Raw genomic sequence first — 20,761 nt, forward strand, 5'->3', positions numbered from 1 at the left:
GGTATGACCCTGCGATCCTGCCTGCTGCGTTCCTCCCAGCTTGTCTCTCCGATTCCGGGACGGGAGAGGCGCGGCATGACTGAGTCCCGCAGTCCCGATGAGGCAGCCGCAGGCTGGCATATCTATCTTCGTGAGGAGCCGGACGATCCCGAACTGCGCCGACAGTTCGAGGCATGGCTCCAGAAAAGCCCGTTGCACCGGCAGGCCTGGGCAGAAATCAACGAGACGCTGGGCGTGCTCGATTTAGCCCCACCGGAGCGTAAAAGGCGGAGCAGCACCCGCAGAAGGTTCCGGGGTATGCCGGCGAACGATCGTACTGGCCAACGAAAGGCAAAGATCGCCGCATTTGCAGGTGTGGCCATGGCCGCCTGTCTGGCTGCCTTCATGTTCGTGCCCGACCTGTCCCTGCGCCTGCGGGCGGACCATTACACGCAGGCAGGCGCGACGCAGGACATTCATCTGGCTGACGGCAGTGATATCATTCTGGCGCCGCGTTCCGCGCTTGCCGTGCACATGACGGCTCATGAGCGTCGGATCAATCTGCTGCGCGGCGAAGCGTATTTCGTGGTGCATCATGATGCCAGTCGGCCGTTTACCGTAATTGCTGGACCGGTGACGACGACGGATATTGGCACGATGTTCGATGCCCGGACGGATGGCGACGAGACATCCGTGGCCGTGCGGGAAGGGGCCGTGCATGTGTCCGCAAAGGGAGATATCGGCCTGGAGCGCGACCTTCATGCCGGGGATCGTGTCGATGTCAGAGGCACTCACGTCATATCCGACACGCAGGCACCCGAGACCATCGGGCTCTGGCGTGACGGCATGCTGGTGGCACAGGACAATACCATCGCTGACATGGTGGCAGCGCTCCAGCCCTGGACCAGCACGCGGATCATCGTCGCGCATGACACGCTGGCAGCACGTAAGGTCAGCGGCTCCTACGACCTGCATCATCCGGAAACGTCGCTGCAACTGATCGTGCATCCCTATGGTGGGAAGATCATTTCCGTAACGCCCTGGTTTGCACTCGTGACGGGGCGCTGAGGCCGTCTGGCGATCAGGCTTTTCGTCGCTCGTAAGGCACTCTCACAGATATTCATTTAGATCCGCAGAGACGGCAGGAGCGTGACACGCTTCTGATCGCCAGCAAATCTTCGCTGCGGGAGGATAGCTCTGGCTGGGAGCGTGTGCCGGGGTGCGGGGGCTGACGTCAGAAAAATGGAAACCTCTGGAAAATAAAAAACTATTATAAAACAGAATGATAACGAGCATCGCGGAAAAAAATAAAAAAATCTGAAATTTTTTCCGAAAAAACGACCCTCCCGTGCATCTCACTTACCATGCCCATTGAATGCAAATGAATTGCATTAAAAACTGAGATGACAGGAAGAGCCGCGCCCATGCATTCGTCAGGATTTCTGAGGAGACCGATTGCCGCATCGGTCCTGATGCTCGCCACCACCACCGCGCTGACATCCTTTGTCCCGACAGGCGCACGGGCAGAAACGGCACAGACCCAGCCGAAGTTCAGCTTCAACATTCCCGCTGGGTCGCTGTCCAGTGCGCTGGTGTCGTTCAGTGCCCAGTCCCATATTCAGGTGACATCGCAGGCACCGACATTGGCGGGTCACACGACCACTAGGCTACGCGGGCAGTTTACGTCCAGCGAAGCGCTTGCCCATCTTCTGCAGGGAAGTGGCTTGTCATACCAGTCGTTGGGAGAGCGGGCTTTCCAGATCGTTCCTGCACAGAAAGCGGCCAATATCACGCTTGGCCCCGTTCGTGTTGGGGGCAGTTTTAACGCTCACGCGGCAGCTATAGGGCCTGGGAACGGCTACGTTGCAACCTATACTGACGCAGGCACAAAGACCGATACGCCCTTATGGGAAATTCCCAGCTCTGTTTACGTAATCACCAAGCAGGAAATTCAGGACCAGCAGGCACAAAATATTCGAGAGACGCTTCGGTACATGCCGGGTATTTACTCTGAGAAAACGGGAACTGCAAGCAACGGAAACGCAGGGACATCTGGCGGAGGATTCATGCAACGTGGCTTTCAATCCACGCAGTACATTGACGGTATTCAATCCAATTCTAGGTCGGCCGGAGAAACAGCATTTGTAGAGCGCGTGGAGGCCCTCAATGGCCCTGCATCAGTTATGTATGGGCAGACGGGGCCAGGAGGTATCATAGCAACACGCTTGAAACAGCCGACGGATACACCGATTAGAAATGTATCCGTCGGTTTCGGTAACTGGGGTCGTTACGAAGCCACTTTTGACGTCAGTGATAAAATCACAAAATCAGGAAGTTTAAAGTATAGAATTGCCGGTATTGGTGATACGCAAGGAACACAAACCGACTATGTGAATTATAAGAGAGTTGGGATCCTTCCTTCTGTCAAATGGGATATCGATAATAAGACAAGCCTTACGTTGGTAGGAAGTTACATGTATACGCCGGATGCAGGTATGTATGGTACCGGCTATCCCCTCATAGGTACGCTGATTCGTAGTAAAGAAGGATATCTTCCACGTAGCCGTTTTCTTGGAGAGCAGAGGTGGCCCCATTTGTTCGGACAGATTTGCGGGTTGAATAAGCTATCGCCCGATGTTGCTATGCCGCCAATTTCTCGGTGTCGGAGCGGATCCATGATACGCCTCATCGGGCGTGCGTCCAGCGAGCGCCGAGTGTGGGCGCCGCGAATTATAATGACCAATCCATTTCGCCAGGCCGGCACGAAGTTCCGAGCCGGTCTCGAAAGCGTGGAGATACACGCATTCATATTTCAATGACCGCCAGAGCCGTTCGATGAAGACATTGTCCATCCAGCGGCCGCGCCCGTCCATGCTGATGCGGATCTGCCGGCCCTGCAGCACTTCGGTGAAGCGCGGCGTGGTGAATTGGCTGCCCTGATCCGTGTTGAAAATCTCCGGCGTCCCGTAGCGGGCCAACGCCTCCTACAAGGCCTCGATGCAGAAGTCCGCATCCATGGTATTGGACAGGCGCCAGGCCAGAACCTTGCGCGTCGCCCAGTCCATGATCGCCGTCAGATACAGAAAACCCCGGCGCATCGGAATGTAGGTGATATCCGAACACCAGACCTGGTTGGGCCTGTCGATCGTCAGGTCCCGCAGGAGATAAGGATATGTGCGATGCTCCGGGTGGGGCACCGTCGTCCTGGGTTTCTGGTAGATCGCAACAGCCCCATCCGGGCCATCAGCCGTCCGATCCGCTTGCGGCCTACCTCATGGCCCAGACGGCGAAGGTGCCGCGCCATCTGCCGGGCGCCATAATACGGCGTTTCCATGAACTGTTCGTCGATCAACCGCATCAGCATCAGGTTGAACGCGTTTTCGGGCGCAGGCTGATAATATACCCCAGATCGGTTGAGCCTCAGCAAGGTGCATTGCCTGACAATCGGCAAGCGGGGACGTTGCGGGTCGATCATTTCCCGCCTCTGGTCACGCCCAAGCGAACAGAGGCATCCCGCAAAAAATCCCGTTCCACCAAAAGCTGGCCGATCTTCGCATGAAGCTTCTCAACCTCGGCCGCACTCGTCGCAGGCTCCGCAACGGCCTTGCCCGAAAAGGTCGCTGCCATGCCCTCGATCGCCTGACGCTTCCACTGGGCAATCATCGTCTGATGCACACCGTGCTTCGACGCCAGTTCCGACAACGTCTGCTCGCCACGGATCGCCTCAAGAGCCACACGAGACTTGAACTCACACGAATACCGTTTCCTCGTAACCTTGCCCATCAGTCCCTGTCCTTATCCAGGCCGGGGATAGCTTATCACCCTGTCCGATTTTCCGGGGCCTCCTCTATCTTGAACATTCGTCGTAGAGGTCGTCTTTAAATAGGCTTAAGAACATATCCTCGAATAATTGTCTTATGACATTTAATTTTTTCAATAATATTTCCTAGAACCTCCAGATCCTCACTTGTCGATATGATTATTTGCTGACCATCTTTCTGATGGTGAGCTGACCGTTCAAGGAGTTTTCCGAAACTAACCCGAGATGAGGACTGCTGACGCGGTTCATCAAACAGGAGCATGCCTGGATGATTGGTTGGTAGTTTATCGCCCAACTCAAGCAGACCTAGAGGGTGTTATGCACTTTGGGCGAGCAGTTGAGCGGCATTTCTGAGCATGAAGCCAGCGAAGGCGATGGTGTGCATTGCGGCGAGGGTTGAGGCGCAGCGCTCGTAGTCTTTTACGAGCCTTCTGCACCGTGTCGCCCATGCGAACGATCTCTCCACGATCCATCGTCGGGGCAGCAGCACAAAACCCCGCTTTGCCTGAGGCAGCCTGACGATTTCGAGGGTGATATCCTGCTCTCTGGCAGCTTTCGCCGGTTTTGATCCGGTATAGCCCTGATCAGCCCATGCCAGTTCAACGCTACCGTCTGTTGCCTGCTGAATGGCTTGCGCGAGCGGAGCGACTTCTGCCCGATCATCTCTGTCTGCCGGGGTGACGTGCAGGGCCAGAAGATGCCCTAGGGTGTCGACCGCCATGTGCAGCTTCGATCCCTTTTTTCTTTTCGCGCCATCATACCCGGCGCGTGAACCACTCTCAGGGGTTGAGCGCAGTGTCCGGCTGTCGATAATCGCCGTTGTCGGCTCGGCCTGCTTTCCTGCAGCCAGACGCAGCACGGCCCGGAGATCGTGGACGACAACCTCGAAACATCCTGCGTCCATCCAGCGCCGGGATTGCTGATAAACCGCAGTCCACGGTGGCAGATCGTTCGGCATCGCGCGCCATGCTATACCGTAACGGATCACATACCGCAGGCCGTTGAACAACTCTCTCAGATCATGATGTCGCTGCTCTGCATCCTCTTTCATCAGAAGGAGATAGGGAACAATCAGAGACCACTCTTCGTCACTGATATCAGACGGATACGGTTTGCGAGCAGTATTCATCCACATATTCTGCAACAATTACACAAAAAAGTACATAACACCCTCTAGCCGGGATCTGGATTTATGGGCGTATCGGAAGGGCATCGTGCTCGATTTTCCCGCCCAAACAACTGCAATACTGGCCAGCCTTGATGCATATCGTTGATATGTACCTACCGGGCAATAGGCGGGGCATTCAATATCAATGCCCCGAAAACAGGAATCTGAAATAAGTTATGGATTAAGGAGGAAATGTTTGGGATCTGCCTGTTGCGGGACGGGATGAAACGGATCAGCCGCCACGCCGATCCATCTTGATGGGGGAACGCACCAGAAGAACGGACAGCAGTGCCGCACAGACCAGTGCTGCCGCACACATGTACCAGGCCATGTCGAAGCTGCCGGTATAGAATACGATGTATCCGGTTAGAATGGGGGCAAGTAGTCCGAGGGAGTTGCTGCATGTGAGCGTGACACCCGTTATCGTGCCGATTTTCTGTCCGTCTTCCACCAGATCTGTCAGTAGTGCTGTATTGGCGCCATTAGCCGCAATCAGGCAGGCCAGAGAGACGGAAAGCACGACAAGGATCGGGGCCATGGTATGGAAATGGGGCAGCAGTCCGATTGTCGCGGCCCCGGCAAGGCAGGTCGCGACAATATAACGCCTGCGCGGCGGGTAGATGCCACGGCGGAAAACAACATGTTCAAATATCCGGCCAATGATGACCGCGCCGAATGCAGCGGCAAGATAGCATAAAGCGGTCCGTGTGCCGGTTCCGGTCGTATCGATGTGCAGTTCATGAATGAGATAGAGCGGCATCCATGACATGACCAGAAAGTTAAGGTAATTCTGGGTACACTGCACGGCAAGTATGCCGAGGAACGAAGATGACCGGAACAGGCTTCTTATTTCCGGGACAGAGACCGGCGCTCTGCGTGCTGTAACGGTTTTTTCTGTTGGATTGCGATAAACCAGCCACCATACAACGGCCCACAGGATGCCGATGCAGCCAAGGGCCATGAATTCGAAACGCCAGCCGAACAGGGTAATGAGGTAGGCCCCGGCAATCGTACCGCCTGCAAGGCCCAGTTGCATTCCCGTCAGCAGCACGGTCATGACGGAGCCACGTTCCTTTGGCAGTGCCCAGTTACGGACGACCGTAGCCCCGACACCGAAGGTCGGAGCCTCACCCACGCCCAGAAGGACGCGGGTCAGCAGGAACTGGGAAATGTTCTGCACCATGCCGCCCAGCAGCATCGCAAATGACCACAGCCCTACGGCAAGGCTGCCGATAAGGCGGCCACCCACCATGTCCAGCACAATGGTTGAAGGCAGGTTGAGCAGGAAATACGACCACAGGAAACTGGATGAAACCCAGCCCATCTGCACGGGTGTCAGGGAAAACTCTTTTCCCATTGTCGGCAGCGCGATGGAAAGTGCTGCACGGTCACCATAGCTAATGACATACATGAGGAACACGAGGAAGAAGAACACATAGCGGGAAGGAATGGTATGCCTGCTTCGTGTGCCGATAGCGGATTCACCTGTTGTCACGCTGTAGGACTCCTGAAGAAGTACCGTGGATTCAAGAAAAAAGCGACCAGTCATGGTGCAGGCCTGTGTGCCGTTACGGTTGCGTGCCCGAAGCCGTGTCCATCGTTCCGGCCACCACGGCGGGGCGTTTTGCGGGGCGGTCATGACGGAGCATCCAGACACCTGACCCGATGATCAGCAGCCCACCCAGCACCATGGCAGCGCCCGGCACCTCACCAAACCCGAACCATCCGATCAGTGCGGCCCAGAGCAGGCCCGAATAGGCAAAGGGACCGATGGCCGACACCTGAGCGGAGGCAAAGGCTTCCGTCTGCAACACCTGCGCAATGCCAGCAAAGGCTCCGACGGCGACAAGACAGGCGGCAGCGGTCAGCGATGGTGTCGTCCAGATGAAGGGCAGGGGAAGTGCGGTCATGGCTGTCATCAGGATTGCCTGCCACAGGGCGATCGTGGTGCTGGCCTCCGTTGCGGAAAGCTGCCGGATCTGCATGGTCGTCAATGCGCCCACCGCGCCCTGGGCCAGGGCCACGGCATAGGCCCAGTTGGGCACGGATGTGGCGCTGCCATGCAGCAGCCCCTTGCCAAGGGCTACGACAATAACGCCCGAAAACCCGATTGAAACCGCAATCCAGCGCTGTAGCGACGGTCTTTCGTGCAGCAGCGGAATGGACAGCAGGACCAGAAACAGGGGTTGCGTATAGGAAAGCACCTGCTGTTCCGCCAGCGGCAGCCGCGTTACGGTGACCACCACCATGATCATGCTGATAAGTCCCACCACGGAGCGTAGCAGATGACCGCCGAAGTGATGGGTTTTCAGTACTATCGTGGTGCGCGCTGCTATCATGAGGACAAACGGCAGCGAAAACAGATTGCGGAAGAAGATGATTTCAAGGGCTGGCAGGTCTGATCCCGTCAGCTTCTGCAGGGCATTGAGGGCGGCTGTGAAAAAAGTCGCCGATGCAAGAAGTAACGCACCGCGTTTCAGGTCATGCTTCATTTTATTCGTACCTCGATGCACGACATGGTCGCGGATGCGCCGCATGCAGGATCAATAGTCGCAACAGCCCTTTTTCTTTTCATGTTACGTTAACGTAACGCAGCATGCGCATTCCGGGTCATAGCAGTTTGTTTCGTCGTAATAAGGAATTCTTATGGGTGGAGGCCGGGATCAGTCCCTGATCTGGTGCGCCGGGGTCATGACGCCGCCACTGGCTTCGATTTCCGCCCGGATCGCGCGCGCAAGTTCCAGGGAGCCGGGCGTGTCGCTATGCACCAGAATGGACTGCGCCTTCACCGGCAGGCGTGCCCCGTCAATGGTCGTGACGGATGCATCTTCCAGAAACTGGCGCACGCGGGCGCGGACTGCATCAAGGTCGTGAATGACGGCGCCGGGCTGGCCGCGGGGGACCAGCGTGCCCGCTGTTGTATAGGCGCGATCGGCCAGAAACAGCGTCTGGGCGCGTAACCCGGCCTTTTCCGCCGCGCGTTCGGTCAGTTGGCCGGACATGCAAAAGACGGTCAGATCCCGATCCAGCGCCGCGATGGCGCGTGTGAGCCGCAATGCCAGACCTTCATCCGCATTGGCCATGTTGCCAAAGGCGGCATGGTAGCTGACATGAGTCACGCGATGGCCGTGGCGCGCGGCAATGCCCTGTAGCGCCCCGATCTGGTAGGTCATCATGGCTTCCATATCCGCATCGGATACGGCCATTGCCCGTCGTCCAAATCCGATCAGGTCCGGCAGTCCGGGATGCGCGCCGATACCAACCCCTTTTTCCTTCGCAAGCCGCACGGTGCGATCCATTATCGCATAGTCACCCGCATGAAAGCCGCAGGCGATGTTTGCCGATGTGACGGTATCCATCAGGCCGTCATCATCAGCTATGCGCCAGCGCCCGAAGCCTTCGCCCATATCGGAATTGAGATCGATCTTCATGCCTTGTCTCCGGGCTTGGCGCCATTGCGGTGCTGGGCGGATTTGCGATAGTGGGTCACCATCATGCGCAGGTTATCCAGATAGGACCGGATCGGATCCATGGCGGCTACGCCCTGCTGATGGCTGCACTCATGGAAGCGGATGCGTGCGCCGATGCGCGCCTGCCCCAGTCGCCACAGGTCTGCTTCGATGACCGTGGCGATGCGGGGATATCCACCCGCCGTATTGGCATCGGCAAGCTGCACAATGGGTTCGCCCGCAGGCGGAACCTGCACGATGCCGGGAACAATACCGTATGAACGCAGTTCGATCGGGTGGTGCAACCGCAGCGCCTCACCGCTCAGGCGGTATCCGACGCGATTGCTCTGTGGCGTGATGCGCCACTCGGCCGTCCACAGCCGTTCATGGGATTCGGGTGTGAAAAGGGCATAATCGGTGGCGGGAATGGCGCGCAGGTTGATGACGCGCCCGTCGGAACTGTCCCCTACATCATCCATAATGGCGGAAGGAGGACAGGCACCATACCCGGATACGAGAGTACTATCGGCTGTGATCGTGAGTGTATCGCCCGCTTCAAGCGGCCGACCGTCCATCCCGCCAAATCCGCCTCGTAGCTGGGTGCTGCGTGATCCCAGCACCACGGGCACGTCAATCCCGCCGGCAACGCAGACATAACCGCGCGCGCCTTTTCGGGGCGGTCCAACCCGCACGACCTGACCCGCTGCCGCCGTTTCAACGGACCATGGCAGGATGGGGCGGCCATCCAGTGTGATATCCGCGTCAATACCCGTGACGGTAAAGCTGGTGGCGGTTTCGAACCGCAGGACGAACGGATAGGTCTGGAGTTCAATACAGGCATCGCCGGGCTGGTTTGCCAGCAGGATATTGCCGACCTGCAGCGCCACGGGGTCCATGACCCCGGATGAACCAACGCCAAGGTTGCGGTAGCCCGGTCGGCCCAGATCCTGCACCGTGTTCAGTGCTGATGTTTCAAGGATCGTAATCACAGTTCTATGCTTTCCGGATAAAAGCGGATGCGATCGCCGATCGCGAACAGGGCAGGGGGCGTGCGGTGCGGGTCGAACTGGCAGATTTCGGTATAGCCGATGGAATTCCAGCCATTCGGCCCCGTCAGCGCGGAAATACCCGCCTGCGCGCCGCCGATGGTAACCGTCCCGGCCAGCATCCTGAGCGATGGCACGGCCTTGCGCGGCGTGGCAATGCGTGGGTCCAGCCCATGCAGATAGCCAAAACCGGGCGCGCTGCCGATGGCGCATACCGTGTATTCGCTATCGTGATGGATGGAAATCACGTCCTGCGCGGATAGGCCGGCATGGGCTGCTACGGCAGCCAGATCTTCCCCCAGCGCGCCGCCATAGCGGACGCCGATTTCAAACAGGCGGCCTTCAATATGGCGTTCGGGCAATGTTTCCCACGCATGGCGCAGCCAGTCGGCCACCGCCTGCGGCTGCTCCGGCGGCTGGGAAAATACCAGCATGAGGTTGGTGACGCCGGGGATCAGTTCCTGCACGTCTGGCCGGGCTTGTGCCGCTTCCATCAGCGCCCATATCCGGCGCTGCTGCGCCATGGTGAATTCGCCGGGGGCTTCGAACAGCATGGCGCGCGTGCCGATCATGCTGATGGTGGGGGCAATGCCTGCACTGCGCTTGGTTTCGCGCGTTAAATCCGTGTTCAAAATACACAGTCCTTGGAACAGTGCTGCTCACACCTTGGGAAGGTACGACCGGGCGTTAAGACCACAACCGTAACGATAAAGGATTCGCGGCATCCGGGGCCTGCGCCGAAGTATGGTCGTTTCAGTAACGATATCCAGACCAATTATGGCTGTGAGGCTATCGGATAATCTTATAGGTCAAGGCGGTAATCGCTGGTATCGTATTATGTTATGGCGTAAGAACGAACTGCTCTTGGCGCCTGAATTGTGCCTCCGCTACCGTGAAATAATACTCAGCGCCCGATTTTTTCAGTATGGGTCGGGCCGTATTTTTTTCACTGTTGCAGGATCGGGTTTCATTACCATGAGCAATCAGCCGTATCGTACCGCTCTCGTCACAGGCGCATCCTCCGGTATTGGTGCCGCAATCGTCCGGCGGCTGAGCGAAGCCGGGATCGAGGTGCATGCCCTCGCGCGTGACGCGAAGCGGCTGGCGCAGCTGGCGGAAGAGACCGGCTGCATTCCTCATGCCCTCAGCGTATCCGATGTGGCTGGTATTGAAGCCCTGATGAACGAGATCGAGGTCGATGTTCTGGTAAACAATGCCGGACAGTCGCGCACGGGTAACATCACCAATACCACGGTTGATGACATTGACGCGCTGGTGGATGTGAACCTGCGTGCCGTCCTGCAACTGACCCGTCTGGTCGTGCCGGGCATGATCGCGCGTGATCGCGGGCATATTGTCAATATCAGCTCGATTGCCGGTCATTATGCCTTCGCTGGGGGGAACACCGTCTATCATGCCACCAAGGCGGGCGTGCATTCGCTGTCGCAGCAGTTGCGCTGCGATCTGTATGGGCGTCATGTGCGTGTGACCGAGGTTTCGCCCGCCCGCGTGGAAACCGAAGTCTTTGGTCGCCTGATCGGTAATATGGAAGAAGCGAAGAAGCGTTTCTTCGATGAATATGAATCCCTGCTGCCGGAAGATATCGCCAATTCCGTGGCCTTTGCCGTTCTCGCCCCGCAGCGCATGAATGTGAGCTTCATGGAAGTGCTGCCGACCATGCAGGTCGTGGGTGGCCTGAACTTTGCCAAGAAGTCGGCAGACCCGGCGTAACGTCTGTGGACATCGCCCAGATCAAGCGCCTGATAGACCTTCTGGCCCATGCCCCCATCGCGGAGCTTGAAGCCGAGGAGGGGGGGCGGAAAATCCGCATTACCCGTGGTGCGGCGCAGCCGGTAACGGCTGCCGCCGTCCGCGCACCCGCAACACGGCCGGTGGACGCAGGCGCGGGCGCATCACCCCGCCCACAGTCCGCACCCATGCCCGAACCGGTGCAGGAACGGGTGATTGCTGCGCCGTCCTACGGTGTTCTTCACCTCTCCCCCGCACCGGGCGCACCGCCTTATGTAACGGTGGGGCAGGAGGTGAAACCCGGTCAGGAAGTCGGACTGGTGGAGGCCATGAAGGTGTTCAACGCGGTCAAATCGACACAGGCCGGCCAGATTGCCGCGATCCTTGTCGAAGACGGTACGGAAGTGGAGGCAGGGACGCCCCTGTTTCGTCTGGCATGAATGATATTCCGCGTTTCAAACGGGTCCTGATCGCCAATCGTGGCGAAATCGCCCTTCGTATCCAGCGCGCATGCCGCCAGCTCGGGCTTGAAACGGTCGCGGTCCATTCGGATGCCGATGCGGAAAGCCGCCATGTGCGTGAGGCTGATATCGCCCTGTGCATTGGTCCCGCATCTGCCGCGCGCAGCTATCTTGACCCCGACGGGCTTCTGCTGGCCGCGCGGATGACGGGGGCCACGGCCATTCATCCCGGTTACGGCTTCCTGTCGGAAAATGCCGATTTTGCCGATGCCGTCGAAGCGGCTGGCCTGACCTTCATTGGTCCGACCGGCGCATCCATACGGATGATGGGCGACAAGATCACGGCCAAGCGCGCCATGCGTGATGCCGGTGTGCCATGCGTGCCGGGTTCGGATGGACCGCTGCCTGCTTCCATGGAGGAAGTACACGCGGTCGCGCGTGAGGTCGGGTTCCCGGTCATCGTCAAGGCTTCGGGCGGTGGCGGTGGGCGCGGCATGCGCGTTGTGACGGATGCTGCCGACCTGACCCAGGCGGTCACGCTGACGGCCAAGGAAGCCCAGCAGGCATTTGGCAACCCGACCCTGTATCTGGAGCGCTTCATGCAGAAGCCGCGCCATATCGAGATACAGGTCCTGTGCGACACGCACGGGACGGCGCTCTGGCTGGGTGCGCGTGACTGTTCGCTTCAGCGCCGTCACCAGAAGGTGCTGGAAGAAGCGCCCCCGCCGGGCATAGCACCCGATGTCATTGCCGAAATTGGCGAACGCTGTGCCCAGGCATGCCGCCGGATCGGTTATCGTGGGGCCGGTACGTTCGAGTTCCTGTATGAAGATGGCGTTTTTGCGTTTATCGAAATGAATACCCGCGTGCAGGTCGAACATCCGATTACGGAGGAGACGACGGGTATCGATATCGTGGCGGCCCAGCTTCGCATCGCGCAGGGCGAAGCGCTGGCGATCCGGCAGGAAGATATCCAGCAGCGTGGCCACGCCATCGAATGCAGGCTGAATGCCGAGGACCCGTTCACCTTCATCCCGTCGCCCGGCACCATTACGCGCTGGGATCTGCCCGGTGGTCCCGGTGTGCGGGTCGATACGCATGTTGTCAGCGGCTATACGGTGCCGCCTTATTATGACTCGCTGATTGGCAAGGTCATAAGCCATGGTGGATCGCGTGACGAGGCTATTGCGCGGCTGCGGGTGGCGCTGGCGGAAATGCGGGTGGAAGGCGTATCGACCAATATCGCCCTGCATCAGGATCTGCTGGCCGATCCACATTTTCACGAAGGCGGGGTAGATATTCACTACCTTGAACGGTGGCTTGCGGAAAGGACGGCATCATGAGCAATCCGTCAGAACTGCTTCCTGACTTCAATACTCTCCCGGAACCCGAAGAAATCAGCCAGATTGCGACGTGGCTGTCCGAGGCCGGTCTGGAATCCCTGGAACTGTCCAATGATACGGGAACAAGGCTGCGTATCAGGGTAGCGCAGGCTGCCGCCGACACTGCTGAAATTTCATCCGTTCCTGCCTGCCCTGCCGAACCCATAGCAGGAGTGGGCACGGTCGCGGTCAGCGCACCGTATTTTGGCCACCTCTGTCTTGACCGTCCGATGGGTGACGGAGTCTTCGCCCCGGTGGGGAGCACGGTAAGGCAGGATGATGTTGTTGCCCTGCTGACACTGGATACCCTGCAGGTTCCCGTCAGGGCGCCCGTTGATGGCGAGGTTGTGGAAATTGTGGCCGCGCCCGGTGCATTGCTGGGCTATGGCACGGAAATCATGACAATCCGCCCCAGTTAAAGACAGACCGGTGCATGGCTTTCTCGCCCTGTGTCTGGAAGTAGATAAAGAAAAGCCGGGGCTGCCATGATGGTGGCCCCGGCTTTCTGTTTTCCTGATCGGTGTTTGGGCGACACCGATCAGGAAAATTGCTGGAATGAAAAGGAAGTTCTGTCGCTGCCCTTTTGAAAAAAGGCGGCGACAGGCTATTTTGAATGCCTTCTTACTTCAGACCCGATACGAACGCGGCGATCCGGCGGCAGCCTTCGCGCAGCGTTGCGGTATCTGTTGCATAGGAGATGCGGAAGAAGGGGCTCATGCCATATGCGGCGCCCTGAACCGACGCCACCTGCTGTTCTTCCAGCAGCGCCATGACGAAGTCGGTATCGTTACCGATATGGCGCCCTTCGGCGGAGGTCTTGCCGATGCATGCGCTGATGTCCGGATAGACGTAGAACGCACCCTGCGGGGTGTGGCACTGGATGCCCGGAATGGCGTTAAGCAGGCTGACAACAAGATCACGGCGTGCCTGATATTCTGCCGCACGCTCCTTGAGGAAATCCTGCGGACCTTCAAGGGCTGCGACGGCGGCCGCCTGCGCAATGGTGTTGATGCCGCTGGTGGATTGACCCTGCATGTTGTTCATGGCTGCGATCAGGTTGCGCGGCCCACCGCAGAAACCGACGCGCCAGCCGGTCATGGCATAGCTTTTGGAAACGCCGTTGACCGTCAGCACACGGTCCTTCAGGCGTGGTTCAACTTCGGCCAGCGTGCAGAACTGGAAGTCATCGTAGATGAGATGTTCGTAAATATCGTCCGTCAGGATCCAGACATGGGGGTGCTTGAGCAGAACGGCGGCAATTTCTTCCATGTCCTTGCGCGGGCAGCAGGCCCCGGTCGGGTTGCTGGGGAAGTTCAGCACCAGCCACTTGGTCCTGGGCGTGATGGCTGCATCCAGATCCGCTGCCGACAGCTTGAAGTTATTGGCGGCAAGGCAGGGTACCTGCACGATACTGGCCCCGCCCAGACGGGCGATATCGGCATAGCTGATCCAGTAAGGGGTGGGCAGCACCACCTCATCACCCGGATTGATGGTCGCCATCATCGCGTCATAAATGATCTGCTTCGCGCCATTGGCCACCAGAATTTCATCCAGTGCGTAATCAAGATGATTTTCGCGCTGGAATTTGCCCTGAACAGCCCGTTTCAGGGCTGGCTTGCCATCCTGCGGCGGGTATTTGGTATCGCCACCACGCGCCGCCGCAATGGCGGCGTCCACTACATGGGTCGGGGTCGGGAAATCCGGCTCCCCCGACGACAGGCTAACAATTTTCAGCCCCTCCGCCTTAAGGGCGGTGGCCTTGTCCGTCATGGCGGCAGAGGCCGAAATCCCTATTCCATTCAGTCGATCTGCAAAGCCGGGCATTAACCATCTCTCCAATCAGCATATGTAAGAAGGCAGGCGTGTATATTGGGACACACCGTAAATCGTTTCGACTGCCATTAGATACCGCCGAAAATTGTCTGGCCCCATATAACAATCCTATGGGGTCACGGTGCATCGGCCACCATAGGCTTCCGGGACGAAGGAGCGTGGCGCACAACCATGCCGATGGTGCCATTCCGTTACGTCAGCCAGTATCGTTCTGGCATTATTTTAGCCCCGGATAGACTGAAATGACCGATATGCTTCCTGATACGGCGAACCCTGCCGATCTTCCTTCCACAACGGAAGTGAAGACAGCGCCGGTCGGGGTAGAGGGCGCGCGTCCCGCCAGCCGCATTGAGCGCGACCTGCTTGGCGCAGCCGAGATCCCGGCCGGTGCGTTGTGGGGCATTCATACCATGCGCGCGCTGGAGAACTTTCCCATAAGCGGTACGCCCATCGGGACGTTTGGCGAACTGGTTCAGGGGCTGGTTACGGTCAAGCAGGCAGCAGCGCGCGCCAACCATACGCTGGGTTATCTGGATGCCGGGCGGGCAAACGCCATTGATGCCGCCTGCAACGCGATCCTGCGCGACACCCGTTACTGCGATCAGTTTGTGGTGGATGCCATGCAGGGTGGGGCAGGCACATCCACCAACATGAACGCCAACGAGGTGATAGCGAACGTAGCTCTTAGGTTGATGGGGGAAAAGCCGGGCACATACGCGCTCATTCACCCCAATGACCATGTGAACATGGCGCAGTCCACCAACGATGTGTATCCGAGCGCGCTCCGGTTGGGGATGCTGCTGGCAGTGGAGCCATTGCTGGCTTCACTCGCACGGCTGGAAAACGCTTTTGACGCTAAAGCGCAGGCTTTCAGTGAGATACTCAAGGTCGGGCGCACGCAGTTGCGCGATGCGGTTCCCATGACATTGGGGCAGGAATTCCATGCGTTCCGTACCACGATACAGACGGAAATCAGAAGCCTGAAGCAGCATGCCACTGCGTTTGAGCAGGTCAATCTGGGCGGCACAGCCATCGGAACGGGGCTGAACACTGATCCCCGTTACGCGCATGCCGTCATGGCGGAACTGCGCGGGCTGAGTGGACGACCAATGGTCAGTGCGCCGGACCTGATCGAGGCGACATCCGATGTCGGGGCTTTTGTCCTGTTTTCCGGTGTCTTGAAACGGCTGGCCCTGAAACTTTCCAAAATCGCCAGCGATCTGCGCCTGCTGTCCAGCGGGCCGCGGGCAGGACTGGGCGAAATTGTTTTGCCGCCGGTACAGGCGGGTTCTTCCATCATGCCGGGCAAGGTCAATCCGGTCATACCGGAGGCCGTCAATCAGGTAGCCTATCTTGTCGCCGGGCATGACCTGACCATCACCATGTGCGCGGATGGCGGGCAGCTGCAGCTTAATCCGTTTGAGCCGATGATCGGCTACTGCCTGTTTTCGTCCCTGAAAATCCTGCGTGCGGCTGTCGATACCCTGACGACACGGTGCGTCAGCGGGATTTCGGCAGATGGCAGCCGGTGTCAGTATCTGTCCGAACTGAATATCGGCATTATTACAGCCCTCGTCCCCGTGCTGGGATACGATACCTGCTCGGCAGTCGCCAGACGTGCCCTTGTCGAAAACCGGAAGGTTACGGACCTGATTATTGAGGAAAACCTGCTCTCTTCCGACAGACTGGCCGAACTCCTGCGGCCTGATGCGCTGACACGGCCCAACATCGGCAGGGAAGCAGGCTAGCCCATCATGTCGATGCCTGCGTGCCCGGCCAGTTCCGGGACGCAGCCATCGTTTTGGCCAGATCGATCAGCAGTTCCCGCACCGCGACCGATGCTTCCGTTTCAGGAATGATTTCGGGAATGCACAGCGATACATCTTCCTGTATGACGGGGTTGCGCAGCGGATAGATGCGGGACTTTTCGGGCACGACAATGCGGCTTGCGACCGACCATGGCAGGATGGTGCTGCCGATGCCTTCGACAATGGCGCCCTGCAGGGTAATCAGCGCCTCTATTTCCGCGACAATCCGCGGTTCAAGCTGCTTGCGCATGAAGGCCATATCGACGCTTTTGCGTACGAAGTTATGTTTGGGCGGCAGCAGCAGGGGGATGTCGGCAATATCGGCCAGTTGCACCGCGCCTGTTTCATCTTGCGGAAATTCCAGTGCCTGCGGTGCGAGGAGGAAGAACTCCTCCTTCATCAGGGGGGTGAAGACCACGCCCTTGATCGGTCCCGCACCGTGGATGACGGCCATGTCCAGGCGGCCCGTCATGATCAGTTCGCTGTATATATCATCAAAACTTTCGGTCAGATGCAGCGTAATGTTCGGCAGCCGTTCGCGCACCAGCCGCAGCAGTTCGACAGACAGTGTCGATCCTGCGCTGTAGGGGGACAGCCCGACCGATACCTTGCCCACAAGTGGCCCGGCGCCCTGACTGATTTCGACCATGGCGCGATCGAACTGCTTGGTTAGCGTCTGTGCATGACGGTAGAGTTCCGAGCCTGCTGTTGTCGGTGTAACACCGCTTTTGCTTCGGATGACCAGCTTCTGCTTGAAAACATTCTCAAGCGTTGCCAGTTGCTGGCTTAGCGCAGGCTGGGCGATGTTCAGCAGGTCCGCAGCGCGTGAAATGCTGCCCAGATCGATTATTTTCACAAAAGCCTGCAGTCGCCGTATATCCAACTGGAACTCCATTATACGTAAGTGGCTTTATCACATTGATAATAGGCATATTTATTCGATCAGTCAACGAACTGAACGGGGTATGTTTCTACGTTTCGAAAATTTAACATCATTCCCGGTGGTTAGTCGCCGCCCGGCACGGAGGGTAGATTTCCGGCAGATTCTTTCGATTCCAGAACGAAAAAATATATGAAATAAAAAAGACACACATTTTCAATTATATAGTCTTGTTCGAACAATTGCGCGGCGTATGGGAAGGCAAGATATTAATAATCCATATGACGCCAAATCATAACGGACACGCATCATATCCTTGCACATAGTCGTTACGGAACGTCCGGCGGTATTCAGGGGGGATGCAATGGTAGGCCTATCAAAACGGAAGTTATATTTGGTGGCTGGGGTGGCTTTGGGCACATTCGTACCAGCCATCGGCGAGGCCGCTACCGCACCTTCTGCTGCACCTGAAAAGCATTACAGGACGGATGCCAAAAAGAAGGTACAGCCGTCCCCGTCCCATACCGTCACGTCGTCGGTGCGCGCTTCGGCCAATCCGGAAATCATCCATGTCGGCGGCCATTCGACCAACTCCGTGTTCTCCCCCGGCACGGCGCGTCACAGCACGACGCAGGTGACGGTTGTAACGGGTGCGGAACTTCTGAAAACCGGTCAGAGCAATGTGCTGTCCGCGCTGGCGCAGGCCAATCCCGCCATCACAACCGCAGCCCTGCCCGGTGGTGGCGCAAGTTCCTTTGTGCAGACAATGCAGTTGCGTGGCCAGTCGCCTGATGACACCTTGATCCTGATCAACGGCCATCGCCGCCATATCGGGGCCAACTTCAATTCCAACTCCGGCACCAACTGGGGCAGTGAACCTGCCGACATCTCGCTTATCCCCATTACCGCGATCGACCATATCGAAGTCATTACGGAAGGGGCTTCGGCGCTGTATGGGCAGGATGCGATTGCGGGCGCCGTCAACATCGTGCTGAAGCGCGATACGCATGGTGGCAGCATCAATTTCAAAAACAGCGGCTATTACGCGGGCGACGGACAGGGGCTGGACGGTTCCGCCAACTACGCCATGGCGCTTGGGCACAAGGGCGGCTATCTGGATCTGGCAGCGCAGGTGACCCATCAGTTGCCGACGACGCGCGGCGGGGATTTCTACGGCACCCTGTTTAGTGATTCCCGTAACGAAACCGCAAACCGCAACGTCCAGCGCGGGCTGGGTATTCCCAAGTCCACGCTTGAGACCCTGAGTGAGAACATGTCCGTGCCGCTGGGCCACGGGTTCAGTGTCTACAGCACGTCCACCTTCTCGCACCGTCGTGCCAATGTGCCCGAAACCTATCGTAGCGCGGCCGATACGGATAGCTGGATCAATACATCCCTGTATCCGAATGGCGACCAGCCCTACATCACCATGGATCAGTACGACTTCGAGACGGACAATGGCATCCGCACCCGCAAGTTCGGTTTTGCGTGGGACGCCTATGTCACCTACGGCCGTGATGCGCAGCAGTATGGCACGAAGGATTCTGAAAACGTCTCGCTGCCGGGCAGCACCCAGACTTCCTTCTATGATGGTTCGTCCATTTCGTCGGAACTGACAACGGGTCTGCGCGGATCGCGTTCCTTCAGGACGGGCCTGCTACCCAGGGACATCAACCTGAAATTCGGCGCTGAATACCGTCACGATACATTCCAGATGACGCAGGGTGAAACCGCGTCATGGGAAGGGCTGGGCGCTACCGACCATCCGGGTAACGTGCCGATGGCCGTAACCAATCAGAACCGTGATGTGTACGAAGGTTTTGCCAATCTCGACTTCTACGTAACCAAGAAGTGGGAATGGACACTGGGCGGTCGTGTCGCCAGCTACAACAACCTGGCGACTGTTGAAACGGGATCGGTAGGCACGCGGTACAACTTCAACAAACGCTGGGCCATCCGGGCGAATATCAATACCGGTTACCGTCCGCCCACGCTTGGCGAAATGTCCTATTTCTATTCTGCGCCCTATCCGGGATATACGGTCGATCAGGTTCCGGCGAACAGTGCGATCGCCAAATATCTGGGTTCCGGTAACATGAAGGGCGAGTATTCCCGCAGCTACACGATCGGTGTCGATGCGACGCCGGTTGATGATTTCCATATCACGGGTAACCTGTATTACATCGCCATCAACGACCGGCTTGGCAGCACCCAGTCCTACAGTGTCAATACAAACGACACGACCCTGATGAACCTGCTGAAGGCCGCCAATCTGGAAAGCGCGACATCCCTTTCCTATTACGCCAACCTGTATAACACGCAGACATTCGGCGGCGACCTGAACGCCGATTATACGCTGCGCACAAGTCGCTATGGTAAATTCCGGTTCGCCATGGGGATCAACTTCTCGGATAACGAGATCCGGTCTGCCAAGAATAACCTGGTGAATGAATATACCAAGGAAATGGTACTGCATTCAGCGCCCAAGAACCGCGAACAGATCAGCGTTAACTGGCAGTACGGTAAATGGTCCGTATTCGCACAGGAAATGCGGTATGGTTCCATCATTTACATGGCCGCGCCGACCGGTCCGGGTGGGGTGCCGTTTGAACAGAACCCGGCCTTCATCACCAATCTGGAAGTTGACTACAAGGTCATGCCCAAATGGACCATCGGTGTTGGGGCAAATAATCTGGGCAATAAATACCCGACCCGTGTCTCCAGAACCATTTCCAACACCCAGCAGGGGCTGACCAAATATCCTTCCTATTCGCCTTACGGCTTCAGTGGCGGGATGTATTACGTCAAGACATCTCTGGATTTCTAAACAACATTCCCCTCCAGCCTTGCGATTGCATGCTTCCGGGCTGGAGGGCCAGAATGTCGGTATGACGCCGATAGACGGACAGGCCGCCTGTAGTCCCCGTAACCATTTTTCATGGTACGGGGATTTCGTATTTTATGGCCTGCCTGCGATATGGATGGCTTTGCACCCTTTCGATTATTTCGGTAAATATTCCCGATGCTGATAGGATAGACCGGCATGCTGAAATCAGTATCCGATGCCGGGGAACACGCCAGATCCGTTGTAGGGCAGTAAACGATATAAAAAATAGTCAGCCGTGATGACGGGAACCGTTTTCAGATACCGGAGACCGGGCCTGCGTGAGATAAAAAACATCCGGT

16 protein-coding genes and 2 pseudogenes are annotated in these 20,761 nt (G+C 57.8%); 8 read left to right on the forward strand and 10 right to left on the reverse strand.

Annotated features, from left to right (window positions below; translation table 11 throughout):
• Positions 1–75 precede the first annotated feature (75 nt).
• Positions 76–1,047 (forward strand): FecR family protein, encoded by a 972-nt coding sequence (locus KSAC_RS13830; RefSeq protein ID WP_165927330.1) that lies wholly within the window; start codon positions 76–78, stop codon positions 1,045–1,047.
• 202 nt (positions 1,048–1,249) lie between these two features.
• Here KSAC_RS13830 and KSAC_RS17575 read toward each other — a convergent pair whose 3' ends face one another.
• A complete protein-coding gene (locus KSAC_RS17575) occupies positions 1,250–1,543 on the reverse strand; it encodes a hypothetical protein (protein ID WP_243705385.1) in 294 nt (97 codons plus the stop codon).
• Between KSAC_RS17575 and KSAC_RS17580 the strand changes: the two are divergent.
• Positions 1,452–2,180 (forward strand): annotated as a pseudogene (locus KSAC_RS17580) (TonB-dependent receptor plug domain-containing protein); the annotation flags it as partial. The gene KSAC_RS17575 and the pseudogene KSAC_RS17580 overlap by 92 nt on opposite strands.
• Before the next feature lie 423 nt (positions 2,181–2,603).
• Here KSAC_RS17580 and KSAC_RS13840 read toward each other — a convergent pair.
• From KSAC_RS13840 to pxpB, 7 genes and pseudogenes are all read right to left on the reverse strand, one after another.
• Positions 2,604–3,762, reverse strand: a pseudogene (locus KSAC_RS13840) (IS3 family transposase).
• Positions 3,763–4,115: 353 nt separating this feature from the next.
• Complete coding sequence (locus KSAC_RS13850) at positions 4,116–4,928, reverse strand: IS5 family transposase (RefSeq protein WP_132303502.1); 813 nt, start codon at positions 4,926–4,928, stop codon at positions 4,116–4,118.
• A 271-nt stretch (positions 4,929–5,199) separates the two neighbouring features.
• The gene (locus tag KSAC_RS13855; RefSeq protein ID WP_243705381.1) at positions 5,200–6,378 is read right to left on the reverse strand and encodes an MFS transporter; all 1,179 of its coding nucleotides are present in this window, start codon (positions 6,376–6,378) and stop codon (positions 5,200–5,202) included.
• A 157-nt stretch (positions 6,379–6,535) separates the two neighbouring features.
• Positions 6,536–7,459 (reverse strand): DMT family transporter, encoded by a 924-nt coding sequence (locus KSAC_RS13860; protein ID WP_102324803.1) that lies wholly within the window; start codon positions 7,457–7,459, stop codon positions 6,536–6,538.
• Positions 7,460–7,630: 171 nt separating this feature from the next.
• The gene (locus tag KSAC_RS13865; RefSeq protein ID WP_102324407.1) at positions 7,631–8,398 is read right to left on the reverse strand and encodes a LamB/YcsF family protein; all 768 of its coding nucleotides are present in this window, start codon (positions 8,396–8,398) and stop codon (positions 7,631–7,633) included.
• Positions 8,395–9,405 carry a 5-oxoprolinase subunit C family protein gene (locus tag KSAC_RS13870; protein ID WP_132305894.1) on the reverse strand — a complete coding sequence of 337 codons (1,011 nt, stop codon included), beginning with the start codon at positions 9,403–9,405 and terminating at the stop codon, positions 8,395–8,397. Before KSAC_RS13870 ends, KSAC_RS13865 begins: the two co-directional genes overlap by 4 nt.
• A complete protein-coding gene (gene pxpB / locus KSAC_RS13875; protein ID WP_132306307.1) occupies positions 9,402–10,034 on the reverse strand; it encodes a 5-oxoprolinase subunit PxpB in 633 nt (210 codons plus the stop codon). The genes KSAC_RS13870 and pxpB overlap by 4 nt, the downstream gene beginning before the upstream one ends.
• A 403-nt stretch (positions 10,035–10,437) precedes the next feature.
• Between pxpB and KSAC_RS13880 the strand changes: the two genes are divergently transcribed.
• From KSAC_RS13880 to KSAC_RS13895, 4 genes are read left to right on the forward strand one after another with little or no spacing between them, the layout of a single operon-like run.
• Positions 10,438–11,193 (forward strand): SDR family oxidoreductase, encoded by a 756-nt coding sequence (locus tag KSAC_RS13880; RefSeq protein WP_102324405.1) that lies wholly within the window; start codon positions 10,438–10,440, stop codon positions 11,191–11,193.
• A gap of 5 nt (positions 11,194–11,198) precedes the next feature.
• Positions 11,199–11,651, forward strand: coding sequence for an acetyl-CoA carboxylase biotin carboxyl carrier protein (locus KSAC_RS13885; RefSeq protein WP_110547165.1), 453 nt, complete (start codon positions 11,199–11,201; stop codon positions 11,649–11,651).
• Entirely contained in the window at positions 11,648–13,015 is a 1,368-nt protein-coding gene (gene accC, locus KSAC_RS13890; protein ID WP_132305896.1) for an acetyl-CoA carboxylase biotin carboxylase subunit, read from the forward strand. Before KSAC_RS13885 ends, accC begins: the two co-directional genes overlap by 4 nt.
• Entirely contained in the window at positions 13,012–13,473 is a 462-nt protein-coding gene (locus KSAC_RS13895) for an acetyl-CoA carboxylase biotin carboxyl carrier protein (protein WP_132305898.1), read from the forward strand. Before accC ends, KSAC_RS13895 begins: the two co-directional genes overlap by 4 nt.
• 202 nt (positions 13,474–13,675) lie before the next feature.
• Here KSAC_RS13895 and KSAC_RS13900 read toward each other — a convergent pair whose 3' ends face one another.
• Positions 13,676–14,878 carry a pyridoxal phosphate-dependent aminotransferase gene (locus KSAC_RS13900; protein WP_110547168.1) on the reverse strand — a complete coding sequence of 401 codons (1,203 nt, stop codon included), beginning with the start codon at positions 14,876–14,878 and terminating at the stop codon, positions 13,676–13,678.
• A 260-nt stretch (positions 14,879–15,138) separates the two neighbouring features.
• Between KSAC_RS13900 and KSAC_RS13905 the strand changes: the two genes are divergently transcribed.
• Entirely contained in the window at positions 15,139–16,635 is a 1,497-nt protein-coding gene (locus KSAC_RS13905) for an aspartate ammonia-lyase (protein WP_132306309.1), read from the forward strand.
• A gap of 4 nt (positions 16,636–16,639) precedes the next feature.
• Here the strand turns inward: KSAC_RS13905 and KSAC_RS13910 are convergent, their stop codons facing one another.
• Positions 16,640–17,578, reverse strand: a complete 939-nt coding sequence (locus KSAC_RS13910; RefSeq protein WP_165927331.1) for a LysR substrate-binding domain-containing protein — start codon at positions 17,576–17,578, stop codon at positions 16,640–16,642.
• 394 nt (positions 17,579–17,972) lie between these two features.
• Here KSAC_RS13910 and KSAC_RS13915 point away from each other — a divergent pair, with 394 nt between their 5' ends.
• Entirely contained in the window at positions 17,973–20,402 is a 2,430-nt protein-coding gene (locus tag KSAC_RS13915) for a TonB-dependent receptor plug domain-containing protein (RefSeq protein ID WP_132305902.1), read from the forward strand.
• Positions 20,403–20,761 lie beyond the last annotated feature (359 nt).

Source organism: Komagataeibacter saccharivorans (assembly GCF_004348195.1).
Classification (GTDB): domain Bacteria; phylum Pseudomonadota; class Alphaproteobacteria; order Acetobacterales; family Acetobacteraceae; genus Komagataeibacter; species Komagataeibacter saccharivorans.

Coding starts and splice junctions, on each gene's coding strand:
- KSAC_RS13830 (WP_165927330.1), top strand. CDS start 76: ATGACTGAGTCCCGCAGTCCCGATGAGGCAGCCGCAGGCTGGCATATC.
- KSAC_RS17575 (WP_243705385.1), bottom strand. CDS start 1,543: ATGTTGAAGCTGAACTTCGGCTGGGTCTGTGCCGTTTCTGCCCGTGCG.
- KSAC_RS13850 (WP_132303502.1), bottom strand. CDS start 4,928: ATGAATACTGCTCGCAAACCGTATCCGTCTGATATCAGTGACGAAGAG.
- KSAC_RS13855 (WP_243705381.1), bottom strand. CDS start 6,378: ATGTATGTCATTAGCTATGGTGACCGTGCAGCACTTTCCATCGCGCTG.
- KSAC_RS13860 (WP_102324803.1), bottom strand. CDS start 7,459: ATGAAGCATGACCTGAAACGCGGTGCGTTACTTCTTGCATCGGCGACT.
- KSAC_RS13865 (WP_102324407.1), bottom strand. CDS start 8,398: ATGAAGATCGATCTCAATTCCGATATGGGCGAAGGCTTCGGGCGCTGG.
- pxpB (WP_132306307.1), bottom strand. CDS start 10,034: ATGATCGGCACGCGCGCCATGCTGTTCGAAGCCCCCGGCGAATTCACC.
- KSAC_RS13880 (WP_102324405.1), top strand. CDS start 10,438: ATGAGCAATCAGCCGTATCGTACCGCTCTCGTCACAGGCGCATCCTCC.
- accC (WP_132305896.1), top strand. CDS start 11,648: ATGAATGATATTCCGCGTTTCAAACGGGTCCTGATCGCCAATCGTGGC.
- KSAC_RS13895 (WP_132305898.1), top strand. CDS start 13,012: ATGAGCAATCCGTCAGAACTGCTTCCTGACTTCAATACTCTCCCGGAA.
- KSAC_RS13900 (WP_110547168.1), bottom strand. CDS start 14,878: ATGCCCGGCTTTGCAGATCGACTGAATGGAATAGGGATTTCGGCCTCT.
- KSAC_RS13905 (WP_132306309.1), top strand. CDS start 15,139: ATGCTTCCTGATACGGCGAACCCTGCCGATCTTCCTTCCACAACGGAA.